Source organism: Rhizobium sp. SRDI943 (assembly GCF_057653695.1).
This window is the reverse complement of the sequence record NZ_CM172787.1, coordinates 1228571-1241911: the sequence shown is the minus strand read 5'-3', so window position 1 is coordinate 1241911 and position 13341 is coordinate 1228571. Positions and strand designations below refer to the sequence as shown.

Sequence of the window (13341 nt, the reverse complement as noted above, 5' to 3'; positions counted from 1 at the left end):
GTTCTGCTACGGAATACGGAAGGCGGCGCGAAGGCGGCGCCTTTTTCGTTGACGCTGTGCCGTGTGTGCCCCCCTCTGCCCTGTGTCCGGCCGATAGATGGGTAACAGATTGAACCGGATAGATGGGTTACAGTTCTCCCCCTTGTAAACCAGTGTCCGCCCCTGCGCCGGCTGGTCGGGGTTGCAGGGCGCTGGGGCGGACAAGCCGCTTGGTCTTCTTGTCGATGATGCCGAGCGGATGGGCATGGAAGCGTAGCGTCCAGATGCCCGCTTCACTCTCCTCGATCGCCACGACCTCGCCGGCCAGCGCTGCTGCGACATAGACGAGGTCACCGTTCCATTTGATCTCGCCATTGGAGCGCACCCGGCGCACCGCCGCCTCGGCCGGATAGTCCGGTTCAGGCAGGCGGTCGGGCAGGCGCCGCAGTGATGGTCGGTAATGATCAGCAGGCACGTCCATAGCGAGCGCCTCGTGTGGACGCTCGGCGTTGTAATTCTGGCGAAATGCGTCAAAGACCGCCTGCTGCGCGGCATGGTCGACCTCCGGCGCCATGGCCAGCGGCAGCATCGTCAGATGGAAGCGTTCGTGGCGGCCGTTCTGCTGCGGTTTGCCCGGCTGGATGCGCTCGAGGCCGATGCCGAGCTTGATGAACCGTACAGCAAGCGTCGTCAGCCCGGTGACGCCGATCGCCGCGAAGGGCGAACCGTTGTCGCTGCGAAAGCGCTCCGGCAGTCCGTGCTCGGCAAACAGCCGCTCGAACACCGGCCAGGCCTCTACCTCGGCCGGCGTCGCGCAGGCTTCCAGCGCCAGCAGAAAGCGGCTCGCCGTATCCATCACCGTCAGTGGCTCGCAGCGCCGCCCATCGCGGGTCCTGAACCAGCCCTTGTAATCGGCGCTCCACACCGCATTGGGCCCGTTGGCCGGCGCGAACGGGCCGCAACCAGCCGCCCGCCAGCGATGCCGCCGGCGCCCGACCAGCCCGTGTCGCTTCAGGATCTCGCCTATCGTCGAGGCCGCCGGCCAGCAAAGCTGCGGCGCCGACCGCTTCAGCCGCGCTAGCACCTTCTTCGGCCCCCACTGCGGATTCGCCTCCTTCTCCGCCACGATCCGCGCCACCAGCTCCGCCGCCGTTGCTCGCCCGTGCTCAAGCGGCGCCCGCGGCAGGTCGATAAGCCCCGCAGGGCCGAGCGCCCGATACCGCTCCAACCATTTGTAGCCCGTCTTGCGCGATATCCCGTAGGCCGCACACAGCGCCGTCATCGTCTCCTCGCCCGCAAGACATTCCCCAACAAAGCGCAGCCGCTCGTCCATGATGCCAGTCTCTCTCCAAACCATCGCCGGGCCCTCCCGGCTGCTAGAGAACTGTCACCTATGTAAACGGTCCGTTCTGTTACCTATCTATCCGGGTCGGACACCTGCCGGGCATCTCCCCCACAGGTGGGGAGATTGGCTGGGCGCAGGGGCTTCCCCAAACAATCAGCGATTCAACTCGGCTAGACGTTCAAGATGCGAGAAGGTCATGCCACTTGTAATCTCCCCACCTGTGGGGGAGATGGCCGGCAGGCCAGAGGGGGGCACACACGGCACAACGGCCGCAAATCAGACCTACTCGAACCGAAACGCCAACCGCTTGTTCGTCAGCTTCGACAGCTGCTGCAGGCGGCCGTCCAGGCGTTCGCCTGCAAAGTCGCGATATTCGGGAGGCACGACGAATTCGAGGTCGAGGTCCGGGCTCGAGGATTTGCGGAAGGTCAGGTTCTTGACGATGCCGGGCATCGAGGCCGAGAAGAGGTAGACGACGCGCAGCATGCCGCCGAGCAGCTTGGCGCGCTCGATGAGCTGCGGCGTGGCGATCTGCGCCAGCTGACCGGTGGCGCCGTCGTCATGCAGGCCTTCGAAACGGTAATAGTTGGAAAGCGCGATGAAGGCGCGGCCGGGATGACTGATGCCGACGAAGGAAGAGTGGGCGATGACGTTCAGCGCCTGCAGGCCGCGATAGTCAGGATGGGCGCGCCAGCTGATGTCGGCAAGCAGACAGGCGGCCTGGCGGTAGCGGCTTTCCTCTTCGGTTTCCTGGATGCCGAAGAGGGGCATCATGCGGCCGGTCCATTCCGCCAGCTCGCGGGCATGCTCCGGCGAACGGGCACGCAGGATCGCCAGTTCTCCGGCGGCGGCAAGCAGCGGATCGGCGCGGCGCTCGGCCTCCGACAGCAGCGAATAAAGATATCCCTCGCGCACACCCTGCGCCGAGAAGGAAATCAACGACGGCTTCATCGCGCTCAGCACTTCCTTCATGGCGACGGCGCCGAAAGGCAGCAGCGAACGGCGGTGCTTGGAAACGGCCTGCAGCGCCGGCTCCCTGGAGTCGCGCGCAGTCACCACCTGGTCGAGGAACTGCATCATTCCTTCGAACGACACCTCATACCCCTGCATCATGTGCAGCGGATAATGAGTGATTTCCATGTGCAGCTTGGCGATGTTTCGCCAGGTACCGCCGACAGCGTAGAAGGTTCGGCCCTCGCCTTTCGACAGCAGCTTTGCCGTCTTCAACTGCTTTCGGGCAAAGCTCTGGGCTTTGGAGAGCGAACCGCCGGCATATTCCGATAGGCGCAGGCCGCCGAGCGGCAGCGTGATGCCCTTGCCGAACTCCTTGCCCTTGATATCGATCAGCTCCAGCGAGCCGCCGCCGAGATCGCCGGCAATGCCGTCAGGATTGTAAAAACCGCTGATGATGCCGAGCGAAGCGAATTTCGCCTCCTCCTCGCCGGAGAGCACGCGAACCTTGCGGTTAAGGATGGTTTCCGCCTGGTGGATGAAATCAGGACCGTTGCTCGCCTCGCGCGCGGCCGCCGTTGCCAGCACATACATGGTGGCAGCGCGCGCCTGATCGGACAAAGCCTTGAAACGGTGCAGCGCCGCCAAAGCCCGCGCGACGCTGTCTTCATCCATCTTGCCGGTAAGGGCGACGCCCTTGCCGAGGCCGCAGAGGACCTTTTCGTTGAAGAGGACGGTTGGCGAACGGGACATGCCTTCGTAGACGACAAGACGAATAGAATTCGATCCAATATCGACGACGGAGACCGGGGCGATCCCCGGAAGGCGCCCCTGGGCTTCAGATTCAACCATTTAGGTCCAGTTTTACTTGTTGTTGCGGCCTTCGAGCAGGCCGGCGATCAGCTTCGGCGCACTGGACTTCAGAGCTTCACCACGGCCCGACAGGCTCGGATTGGTCATGAAATACTGCTGCGCATTGAACGGTTCTTCGCCCCTGCGCACTTCCATGCGTCGCGACGTACCGTCGGGCAATATCTCGTAGCTTTGTTGATTGTCAATCACGTTGCCGAGCATAATCTGTGACAAGACCTGCTCGTGAACGGTCGGATTCGTCAGCGGAACCATGGTTTCGACGCGGCGATCGAGGTTTCTCGGCATCATGTCGGCCGAACCGATGTAAACCAGCGCCTTGTCGGATGGCAGGCCGTGACCGTTGCCGAAGCAGAAGATGCGGCTGTGTTCGAGGAAGCGGCCGACGATCGACTTGACGCGGATCTTTTCCGAAAGGCCGTGCACCTGCGGACGCAGGCAGCAGATGCCGCGCACGACGAGATCGATCTCGACGCCGGCATGACTGGCGCGATAGAGCGCATCGATGATGTCGGGGTCGACAAGCGCGTTCATCTTCATCCAGATCGCCGCCGGCGCACCGTTCCTGGCGTGCTGGATCTCCTCCTCGATGTGGCGCAGGATGCGCGGGCGCATCGTATAGGGTGAGATGGCGAGCTGCATGCCCTGTTCGGGCTCACCATAGCCGGTGATGAAATTGAAGATATTAGCCATGTCGTGGGCGATGACGGGATTGCAGGTGAAGTAAGACAGGTCCGTATAGATCTTCGCGGTGATCGGGTGGTAGTTGCCCGTTCCGAGGTGGCAATAGGTCCGCAGCTTGCCTTCCTCGCGCCGGACGACCATCGACATCTTGGCGTGGGTCTTGAGTTCGATGAAGCCGAAGACGACCTGCACGCCGGCGCGCTCTAGATCGCGCGCCCAGCGGATGTTCGCCTCTTCGTCGAAGCGGGCCTTGAGCTCGACCAGCGCCGTCACCGACTTGCCGGCTTCGGCGGCGTCGATTAGTGCGCGGACAATCGGGCTGTCGTTGGAGGTGCGATAAAGCGTCTGCTTTATCGCCAGGACATCAGGATCGCGCGCAGCCTGGAGCAGAAACTGGACCACCACGTCGAAAGATTCGTAGGGGTGGTGGACGACCATGTCCTTTTCGCGAATGGCGGCGAAGCAGTCGCCGGCATGCTCGCGAACACGCTCGGGAAATCGCGCATTGTAGGGCGCATACCTGAGATCCTCGCGCGGCGCCTTGGTGATCTCGGACAGGGTGTTCAATGCCAGAAGGCCCGGCAAAACGGCGACGCGATTATCAGGGATATTGAGCGCCTGAACGACGAACTGACGCAGCGACGCCGGCATTTCCGAGTCGGTCTCGATGCGGATGACCTTGCCGCGACGGCGCCGCTTCAGCGCCGTTTCGAAGAAGCGGACGAGATCCTCGGCCTCTTCCTCGACTTCGATATCGCTGTCGCGGATGACGCGGAACGTACCGGAGCCCTGCACCTCGTAACCCGGGTAGAGCCGGTGGATGAAGATGTTGGCGACATCTTCGAGCGTGATGTAGCGGATGGTGTTTCCATCATCCGGCAGGCGGACGAAGCGGTCGAGTGCCACCGGCAGGCGCAGCAGCGCCGTCATCGGCTCGCGGCCATTCTTGCTGACCAGCTGCAGACCGATCGAGAAGCCGAGGTTCGGAATGAACGGGAATGGATGGGCGGGATCGATCGATAGCGGCGTTAAAACAGGGAAGATCGCCTGTTCGAATTCGGCGGCCAGCCATTGGCGGTCGGCATCGCTCAAGGCGCCGGGACGCACGATCAGGATGTCTTCTTTGGCGAGATATTGCTGCAGGACGGCGAGCGAGGCCTGCTGCTCCATCTGCAGATGGTCGATCTCCTGCAGGATCGAGTCGAGCTGCTCGGCCGGCGTCTTGCCGTCGGGGCTGCGGATGACGATGTTCTGGCGCACCTGACCCTCGAGGCCAGCGACACGCACCATGAAGAATTCATCGAGGTTGGCGGCGGAGATCGACAGGAAGCGGACGCGCTCGAGCAGCGGATGCTCGGTATTCAAAGTCTCTTCCAGAACACGGCGGTTGAACTGCAGCCAGGAGAACTCCCGGTTGATGAAGCGTTCGGGGCTCTTGAGCAGCTCTTCCAGCGGCGGGACGTTGTCGTTGATCTCAGGAGTAAGTTCCTGCTGTTCTGCGACTGCACTATCCATGGTCCGCTTACCCCGTTATCAACCGCAAAGGCAATTATATCAGTTTGACGACGGAACTGTGACAGTCAATCGGCCGGTTCCGAATTTCCCAATTCATTCAATACTTCGGCAGCAAGAGACCGGGTGATTTTCGTGCCCCGCGACAGGGCCAGCCGGTCAAGCCTTTCGACGATCGTCTGGGCCGCGTTCAGCGACCGCTCCATCCTGACAACGATATAGAGCACGAGTTTGTCATCTATATAAAGCTGCCGGTCGGCAAAGAGCTTGACGATCACCTGCGACAACAGCGCCTCATCGGGTTCGCCGATCTCGACGACGGTTGCCGCTTTCAGGCGCGAGCGCAGATCGGGCAGCAAAACCGGCCACGACATCGGCCAGAGGCGGCTGGTCATCAACAGGCTGGTGCCGTTTTCGCGGACGCTGTTGATGACGTGGAAGAGCGCGTTGTCGTCGAAGCCGAGGCGGTCGGCATCCTCGAACAGCACCGGGCCGGCGGCGGCAGCAATTGCGGCGTCGGAGCCAAGCTCGGGATGGATGTCGACGGCGCCGCTCAATTCCCGCCAGATGCGGGCGAGATGCGATTTTCCGGAGCCGACGGGGCCGGCGAGCACGACGACCGGCGACGGCCATGCCGGCCAGGCATCGACGATCGAAACGGCGGCGGCAAGACGCTCCGAAATCAGCAGGTCGTCGCGCCCGCTTGCGGCATCGTGCGAAAAGACCAGCGGCAGCTGCTCTCCGGCCTTGCGCTTCGGATCAGCGTTCTTCACGTCATTCATTGGGAACTGATTTCGTCTTCCGGGCGCGGCCACTGGGCGACCCGCCAAAATAAAGATCGCTCTGAAGGTAGCGCGAAAGCGCGAAACGAACAAGGACGCCGACGGCCGCAGCCGCCGGCACCGCAACCAGAAGCCCGACGAAACCGAAGAGCGCGCCGAAGGCAAACAGCGCAAACATCAGCCAGACCGGATGCAGGCCGACGCTGGAGCCGACGAGCTTCGGCTGCAGAATGTTGCCCTCGAGGAACTGACCGCTGAAGAAGACGACGAGCACCAGCCCGATCCACGGATAATCGGGCCAGAACTGCACAAGCGCCACGCCGATGGCGAGCACGAGGCCAACCATCGAGCCGACATAGGGAATGAAACTGATCATGCCGGCGAAGAGGCCGATCAGCAGGCCGAAATTCAGCCCGACGAGAGAAAGGCCGACGGCATAATAGATGCCGAGGATGAGGCAGAGCGAGCCCTGGCCGCGAATGAAACCGGCGATTGCCTGGTCAATCTCCTTGGCGATCTGGCGAACATCGCTGACATAATCGCGCGGGATCCACTGATCGACCTTGGCGACCATACGGTCCCAATCGAGCAGGATGTAGAAGGCGACGACGGGGGTGACCACAAGCAGCGATATGACGTCGACGATCGCCTTGCCGGAATTCCAGATCTGCGCAAAGAGCCCGGTGAGGAAGCCCATGCCCTCCGACAGGATGCCGGAGAGATTGTCCTTGATCGCGCCCATCTGGTTCTCGACCCAGTCCGGCAGCAGCGAATTCTGCGCCTGCGTGATGAACTGCTGCAATTGGCTGATATAACCCGGCAGACGTTGAGCGAAATCGTTGAACTGGCTGATCAGCACCGGAATGAGGATCATCAGCGCCAGCGCGAAGACGATGACGAAGGCAACGAGAATGCCGATGGTCGCCATCATGCGGCTCAGACCCAGCCGCTCCAGCCGGTCGGCCACCGGATCGAGGAAATAGGCGATCGCCATGCCGGCGATGAAGGGCAACAGGATCGAGCTGAAGACATAAAGGAAGGCGATGAAAAAGACGAGCGCCGCCAGCCAGAAGAAGATCTGACGCTTGAGAATGTTCCCACTGACTTGCTGTGGCATTGCCTTCCCCGCTGATCGCTCGCCGCCGCCGAACGCCGCATGCGATCCGAAGCGGCCATTCAGCACATAGGATGCAGGCGCAAAGATGGTCAACCCTGTCGCGCCAAATCCCGGAAAGGCCGGAAGAAGACGCGGGAAATTGGGGGCTTTTGCCATGCAGCGCTTGCATAAAAGCCCCTGTCATGCAATTGCGACCGGCAGATGACGCGGCACGTTTGCCGCCTGAAATAGCCATCGGAGACCAGCATGAGCCAGTCTGGGAAAAACGGCCTGACATATAGCGATGCGGGCGTCGACATCGATGCCGGCAACCTCCTCGTCGAGAAGATCAAGCCGGCGGTGCGCTCGACCCGCCGTCCCGGCGCCGACGGCGAGATCGGCGGCTTCGGCGGGCTTTTCGATCTCAAGGCGGCAGGTTTTACCGATCCGGTTCTCGTCGCCGCCAATGACGGCGTCGGCACCAAGCTGAAGATCGCGATCGATGCCGACTATCACGACACCGTCGGGATCGACCTCGTCGCCATGTGCGTCAACGATCTCGTGGTACAGGGCGCCGAGCCGCTGTTCTTCCTGGATTATTTCGCGACCGGCAAGCTCGACCCCGATCAGGGTGCGGCCATCGTCGGCGGCATTGCCGCCGGCTGCCGCGAGGCCGGCTGCGCGCTGATCGGCGGCGAGACGGCCGAAATGCCCGGCATGTATTCCTCCGGCGACTACGATCTCGCCGGCTTTGCTGTCGGTGCGGCCGAACGCGGCAAGCTCCTGCCATCCGGCGATATTGCCGAGGGTGACGTGATCCTCGGCCTTGCCTCCTCCGGCGTTCATTCCAACGGCTTCTCGCTGGTGCGCAAGATCGTCGAATTGTCCGGCCTCGATTGGGATGCACCGGCGCCGTTCGCCGAGGGCAAGAAGCTCGGCGAAGCCCTGCTCGAGCCGACACGCATCTATGTGAAGCCGCTTCTGAAGGCGATCCGCGAGACCGGCGCCATCAAGGCGCTGGCGCACATCACCGGCGGCGGCTTCCCGGAAAATATTCCGCGCGTGCTGCCGAAGCATCTGACGGCCGAGATCGATCTTGCCGCCGTCAAGGTGCCGCCGGTGTTTTCATGGCTCGCCAAGACGGGCGGCGTCGAATCCAAGGAAATGCTGCGCACCTTCAACTGCGGTGTCGGCATGATCGCCGTTGTTGCCGGCGAGAATGTCGCGACGGTTTCCGCGGCTCTCGAAGCCGAGGGCGAGACAGTTATCACGCTCGGCCGCATGATCGCCCGCGAAGAAGGCGCTGCCGGCACGGTCTACAAGGGCACGCTTGCCATATGAGTTCGCCGCGCAAACGCGCCGTCGTCTTCATATCAGGCAGCGGCTCCAACATGATGGCGCTGGTTGCGGCGGCAAAGGCAGCCGACTATCCGGCCGAGATCGTCGGGGTGATTTCCGACAAGGCGGATGCCGGCGGGCTTGCCAAGGCCGCCGCCGAAGGCATTGCCACATTCGCTTTTCCCCGCAAGGACTACGCCAGCAAGGACGCGCATGAGGCGGCGATCTTTTCGGCGCTCGACGAGCTTAAACCCGATATTCTTTGCCTGGCAGGCTATATGCGGCTGCTGACGGCGACGTTCATCCAGCGTTATGAAGGCCGGATGCTCAACATCCACCCTTCCCTGCTGCCCTTATTTCCGGGCCTGCATACGCATCAGCGGGCGATCGACGCCGGCATGCGGATCGCCGGCTGCACGGTTCATTTCGTCACCGAAGGCATGGATGAGGGGCCGGTGATCGGCCAGGCGGCCGTACCTGTTTTTTCCGGTGACACGGCCGAAAGCCTTGCCGCGCGTGTGCTCACCATCGAACACCAGATTTACCCGCAAGCGCTGCGGCTCTTTGCCGAAGGCCGTGTGACGATGGAAGGCGGCAAGGCCGTCGGCGCGGAGGCTTCGACCGCCGCACCCAAGACCCAGCTTATTTCGCTGATCGGCGACCGCGCTTAAGCCGCCAGCGCCCTTAACGGATGCAGCGTGCCGTCGCTGTAGACGAAGCGGCCGGCGCGGAAGGTGGCGCGGATGCGATTGATATCACCCGGCTCGACCACGACCAGATCGGCGCGCTGGCCGATGGCGATCTCGCCGCGATCCGACAGGCCGGCGGAACGGGCCGCATTGCCGGTCGCCATGGCAACGGCTGCCGGCATGCCGCCGTCCACCATGTCGGCAAGCTTGAAAATGCCAGGCACGAAGGCAGCTGGATGATAATCGGCGGCGATGACGCTCAGCAGGCCGGCCCTTGCGGCATCGAGCGCGCTGAGATTGCCCGACATCGACTGGCCGCGCAGCGCGTTCGGCGCGCCCATCAGCGTCCAGAGGCCGCGGCGGCGCGCCTCTTCGGCCGCAGGCGCGGTGACCGGAAACTCGCTGATTGTGACGCCAAGATCGTGCATCTCGGCGACTTTTTCGACGCTGTCATCGTCATGCGAGGCAAGCGACAGCTTGTGCTTCAGCGACAGCGCGACGATCTCCTTCAGCTTGGCCTCGATGTCAGCATTGTTGCGCATGGCAATGCGCTTGGCGACGATCTCCGCCGCCATTTCCTCGGAGATGGCGCGGCGCTCGGAGATGCTAAGGATGTAGCTTTGCAGGTTGTTGTACTGGCCCTGACCCGGCGTATGGTCGGTAAGCGAGACCATGTCGATCTGATCGGCATTCAGCAGGCGTTCGAGTGCAGGCGCTGCACCGACATTGGTGATCTCGTAACGGGCGTGGACGCGGTGGTCGATCAGCAGATCATCACGCAGGCGGTTGATGCCTTCGATCACCGCCGATGTCGTCTGCAGCGAGCGGACGTGGCCGTAGACGCTTTCGGTCGCAAAAGAGACGGCGGCAAACGCCGTGGTGACACCGGCGGCGGCAAGCTTCTTGTCGAGTTCGTGGATGCCGAAATCGATCGGCATCGTCGCGTTCGGCCGCGGGGCGATCTCGCGCTCGATCATGTCGCCGTGGAGATCGACGAATCCCGGCATCAGCAGCCGCCTGCCGCCATCGATGGCAGCACCGGCGACCGGCTCCGGCCGGATCTCGGCGATGACGCCACCCTCAACACGCACGGAACCTTCACTCACCACCTCGTTTGGGAGAACGAGGGTGAAATTGCTGAGCCACATGGGCTTTCTCCTGACCGCATCCGATGATTGACAAACCGCAGCGCATAGAACTGCTACGTGACAGTCGTATGAAATTTCGCGCCGTATCATCTTAAAGCGGAAACTTGCGCTTTGGAAATGACCCGATGCGCTCGCTCCGCAGATTCACGCTGTCAGCTTTGCCCTGTTCAACAGGGCCCATTGCAGAAGCACGATCGTCTTGACGTCGAAGATCTCGCCGGTTTCGATCATCGTCGCCGCCTCGTCGAGCGGAATCTCGAGGACTTCGATATCCTCGTGCTCCTCGTCCATGCCGCCGCCTTCGGCCACGCGGTCGGCGATGTCGACGAGGGCTGCGAAGAAGTGGACCACTTCGGTGACGGCACCCGGTGAGGTGTAGGATTTGAACAGGAAGCGCGCCTCGCGCAGGCGATAGCCGGTCTCCTCCATCGCCTCGCGACGGATCGCCGTTTCGGGATGGTCATCGTCGAGAAGGCCGGCCGGCACCTCGATTATCCAGCTGGGATCGCCGTTGAGATGAACGGCGAGGCGGAATTGGCGGACGAGAACGACGAGGTCGCGCCTGGGATCATAAAGCAGAATGCAGGCGGCGGGCGTGCGGTGGTAGACTTCCCGCTTCAACCGATGGGTTGCGCCCTTGCGGTCGATATAGTCGAGCAGATAGCTGCTCAGCCGCGTCCACCCATTCGACAGGGTTTCCTCGCCGGCGATTTTCACCCGGGATTTCGGCTGCATCATGCTGCGTCCCTGCGAAGCCAGACCTTGTTGTCGTGCACGGCCGCACCGCCATAAGGCGCGACGGGGTCGGCGCCGGTCAAGACGTTGATGCCCTCGCCGTCGACATGCGCCTTGTTCGGCCAAAGGCCCTCGGCAATCAGCACGCCTGATTTCACTTCAGTGGTGATGCGGGCGTGGATGCGCAGATCGCCGCGGCTGTTACCGATGCGGACGAGATCGCCATGGGTGATGCCGTTGGCTTCGGCGTCGGCCGGATTGATCATCACTTCAGGGCGGCCTTCTTTCTGCCGGGAGGTCTTGGTTTCCGAAAAGCTCGAATTCAGGAAGTTGCGCGCCGGCGACGTGGCGAGGCGGAAGGGATGCTCGGGATCGGCGACTTCGATGACATCGACCTGATCGGGGAAGTCTGGAAGCGCTGCGTGCGGACCGAGCGCGCCGATTGCCGCCGGCGGTTTGTTCGGCGCCGGCTGATTGATCCAGTCCGGGCGAAAGTGGAACTTGCCGTCCGGATGGGCAAAGCCGTTCAGATAATGCGCTTCCTCGAAAGCGGGCTGGCGATCGAACCATTTGTGTTCGAGGAAATGATCGTAATCCGGCAGGCCGCTCGATTCGAGGATGCGGTCGACCATCTCGCGGGCGGTAAAGCCGAAGCCTGGGCGATCGGCGACGCCGAGGCGTTTGGCCAGTTCCTCGATGACGAAGAGATTGGTGCGCACGGTGGGCGGTGGCTCGACCAGCTTCGGCCCCAGCAGGATATGGTTCTGGCCGCCGGCCCGGTAGATGTCGTCATGTTCGACGAACATCGTTGCCGGAATGACGATATTGGCGATCTCGGCCGTTTCGGTCAGGAACTGCTCGTGGACGGCAACGAAGAGGTCCTCACGGGCAAAGCCACGTCTGACGAGGCGCTGCTCGGGGGCGATGTTGGCGGGATTGGTGTTCTGGATCAGCATAGCCGTCACCGGGCCGCGATGGCGCAGCGCCACGGCATCGCCGGTCAGCACGCGGCCGATCTGCGACTGGTCGAGCATGCGGATATCGGCATCCTTCATCGACCGGCCGGTCAGTTCGGCGCTGTTCATGCGGAAGATATCGCTGTTCGAATGGAAGGCGCCGCCGCCCTCATATTGCCAGGAGCCGAGAACGGTGGCGACCGAGGCGGCCGCATGCATGGCGACCGCGCCGTTGCGCTGGCGGGTGAAGCCGTAACCCAGGCGGAAGAAGGTCTTCTTCGTCGTGCCGACGAGGCTGGCGAAGGCTTCGATCTCCTCGACCGAAAGGCCGGTGATAGCAGCGGCCCATTGCGGCGTCTTGGTTTTCAGATGCGCTTCGAGACCGGCGGGATCATCGGCGTATCTCGCCATGTAATCGCGGTCGGCGTAACCGTCGCGGAAGGCGATGTGCATGACGGCGCAGGCGAGCGCGGCGTCGGTACCCGGCCTGACGATCAGCGCCATGTCGGCCTGCTTCATCGTCGGATTGTCGTAGATGTCGATGACGACGATCTTCGCGCCGCGCTCCTTGCGCGACTTGATGGCGTGGGTCATCACATTGACCTGCGTCGACACCGCGTTGGTGCCCCAGATGACGACGCAATCGGTGCGGCCCATCTCGCGTGGATCGGGACCGCGCAGCGTGCCGGTCGCCATGGTGAAGCCGGTCCAGGCCGGGTTGGTGCAGATCGAAGAGAAGAAACCGGAGTAACGCTTGGCATGACGGAGGCGATCGATGGAATCGCGCTGCACCCAGCCCATCGTACCGGCGTAGAAATAGGGCCAGACCGCCTCGCTGCCGTCCCTTGCCTCGGCTTTCACAAAGGCTTCGGCGATCTCATCCAGCGCATCGTCCCAAGAAATCTGCTGCCACTGCCCTGCCCCCTTGGCGCCGGCGCGGCGCAACGGATGCATCAGGCGGTCGGGATGGTAGAGCCGCTCAGCATAACGGGCGACCTTGGCGCAGATGACGCCTGACGTGTAGGAATGGTCATTGGCGCCGCGCACGCGGCCGATGCGGCCATCCTCCGATATCTCGACCTCCAGTGCGCAGGTGGAGGGACAGTCATGCGGACAGGCCGTGTGGCCCACCCTGTTGTCCGGCTTTTCTGATTTGGCGTGGATGGGGGTCGCAATGTTCATGGCATTTGTATATTCCAAGGCTTGCACGGCCAAAAGCCACAAAAATTCCCCATGACGCGAATTCATACGGACAT

Annotated in this window: 10 protein-coding genes; 2 read left to right on the top strand and 8 right to left on the bottom strand. The window is 62.6% G+C overall.

Annotation, left to right across the window (positions count from 1 at the left end; genetic code table 11):
- Positions 1–127: 127 nt before the first annotated feature.
- The 5 genes from AC245Y_RS06305 to AC245Y_RS06285 form a co-directional block, all read right to left on the bottom strand.
- Positions 128–1336: a helix-turn-helix domain-containing protein gene (locus tag AC245Y_RS06305; protein WP_012757661.1), complete on the bottom strand. Its 1209-nt coding sequence runs from the start codon at positions 1334–1336 to the stop codon at positions 128–130.
- A gap of 270 nt (positions 1337–1606) precedes the next feature.
- The gene (ppx, locus tag AC245Y_RS06300; protein ID WP_012756867.1) at positions 1607–3127 is read right to left on the bottom strand and encodes an exopolyphosphatase; all 1521 of its coding nucleotides are present in this window, start codon (positions 3125–3127) and stop codon (positions 1607–1609) included.
- Positions 3128–3139: 12 nt separating this feature from the next.
- Positions 3140–5344, bottom strand: a complete 2205-nt coding sequence (locus AC245Y_RS06295) for an RNA degradosome polyphosphate kinase (RefSeq protein ID WP_017993553.1) — start codon at positions 5342–5344, stop codon at positions 3140–3142.
- A gap of 65 nt (positions 5345–5409) precedes the next feature.
- Positions 5410–6123 carry a DnaA regulatory inactivator HdaA gene (hdaA, locus tag AC245Y_RS06290; protein ID WP_012756865.1) on the bottom strand — a complete coding sequence of 238 codons (714 nt, stop codon included), beginning with the start codon at positions 6121–6123 and terminating at the stop codon, positions 5410–5412.
- Entirely contained in the window at positions 6116–7240 is a 1125-nt protein-coding gene (locus AC245Y_RS06285; protein WP_012756864.1) for an AI-2E family transporter, read from the bottom strand. Before AC245Y_RS06285 ends, hdaA begins: the two co-directional genes overlap by 8 nt.
- 246 nt (positions 7241–7486) lie before the next feature.
- On the opposite strand from AC245Y_RS06285, the gene purM reads away from it, so the two are divergent.
- Together purM and purN are read left to right on the top strand one after the other, a co-directional pair.
- Complete coding sequence (gene purM, locus AC245Y_RS06280; protein ID WP_017993551.1) at positions 7487–8560, top strand: phosphoribosylformylglycinamidine cyclo-ligase; 1074 nt, start codon at positions 7487–7489, stop codon at positions 8558–8560.
- Entirely contained in the window at positions 8557–9228 is a 672-nt protein-coding gene (gene purN, locus AC245Y_RS06275) for a phosphoribosylglycinamide formyltransferase (protein ID WP_012756862.1), read from the top strand. Before purM ends, purN begins: the two co-directional genes overlap by 4 nt.
- Here purN and AC245Y_RS06270 read toward each other — a convergent pair.
- The 3 genes from AC245Y_RS06270 to AC245Y_RS06260 all read right to left on the bottom strand — a co-directional run bounded on the left by AC245Y_RS06270 (position 9225) and on the right by AC245Y_RS06260 (position 13333).
- On the bottom strand, positions 9225–10394 hold the full coding sequence (locus AC245Y_RS06270; RefSeq protein WP_017993550.1) for an alpha-D-ribose 1-methylphosphonate 5-triphosphate diphosphatase: 1170 nt from the start codon (positions 10392–10394) through the stop codon (positions 9225–9227). The two genes, purN and AC245Y_RS06270, sit on opposite strands and share 4 nt — an antisense overlap.
- A gap of 144 nt (positions 10395–10538) precedes the next feature.
- On the bottom strand, positions 10539–11132 hold the full coding sequence (locus AC245Y_RS06265; protein WP_017993549.1) for an NUDIX domain-containing protein: 594 nt from the start codon (positions 11130–11132) through the stop codon (positions 10539–10541).
- Positions 11129–13333: a molybdopterin-containing oxidoreductase family protein gene (locus tag AC245Y_RS06260; protein WP_017993548.1), complete on the bottom strand. Its 2205-nt coding sequence runs from the start codon at positions 13331–13333 to the stop codon at positions 11129–11131. Before AC245Y_RS06260 ends, AC245Y_RS06265 begins: the two co-directional genes overlap by 4 nt.
- Positions 13334–13341: the final 8 nt, after the last annotated feature.

Excerpts from the sequence above, each read along its gene's own strand:
- AC245Y_RS06285 (WP_012756864.1), bottom strand. The coding sequence starts at position 7,240 with ATGCCACAGCAAGTCAGTGGGAACATTCTCAAGCGTCAGATCTTCTTC.
- purN (WP_012756862.1), top strand. The coding sequence starts at position 8,557 with ATGAGTTCGCCGCGCAAACGCGCCGTCGTCTTCATATCAGGCAGCGGC.
- ppx (WP_012756867.1), bottom strand. The coding sequence starts at position 3,127 with ATGGTTGAATCTGAAGCCCAGGGGCGCCTTCCGGGGATCGCCCCGGTC.
- AC245Y_RS06295 (WP_017993553.1), bottom strand. The coding sequence starts at position 5,344 with ATGGATAGTGCAGTCGCAGAACAGCAGGAACTTACTCCTGAGATCAAC.
- AC245Y_RS06270 (WP_017993550.1), bottom strand. The coding sequence starts at position 10,394 with ATGTGGCTCAGCAATTTCACCCTCGTTCTCCCAAACGAGGTGGTGAGT.
- AC245Y_RS06265 (WP_017993549.1), bottom strand. The coding sequence starts at position 11,132 with ATGATGCAGCCGAAATCCCGGGTGAAAATCGCCGGCGAGGAAACCCTG.
- hdaA (WP_012756865.1), bottom strand. The coding sequence starts at position 6,123 with ATGAATGACGTGAAGAACGCTGATCCGAAGCGCAAGGCCGGAGAGCAG.
- AC245Y_RS06305 (WP_012757661.1), bottom strand. The coding sequence starts at position 1,336 with ATGGTTTGGAGAGAGACTGGCATCATGGACGAGCGGCTGCGCTTTGTT.
- AC245Y_RS06260 (WP_017993548.1), bottom strand. The coding sequence starts at position 13,333 with ATGAATTCGCGTCATGGGGAATTTTTGTGGCTTTTGGCCGTGCAAGCC.
- purM (WP_017993551.1), top strand. The coding sequence starts at position 7,487 with ATGAGCCAGTCTGGGAAAAACGGCCTGACATATAGCGATGCGGGCGTC.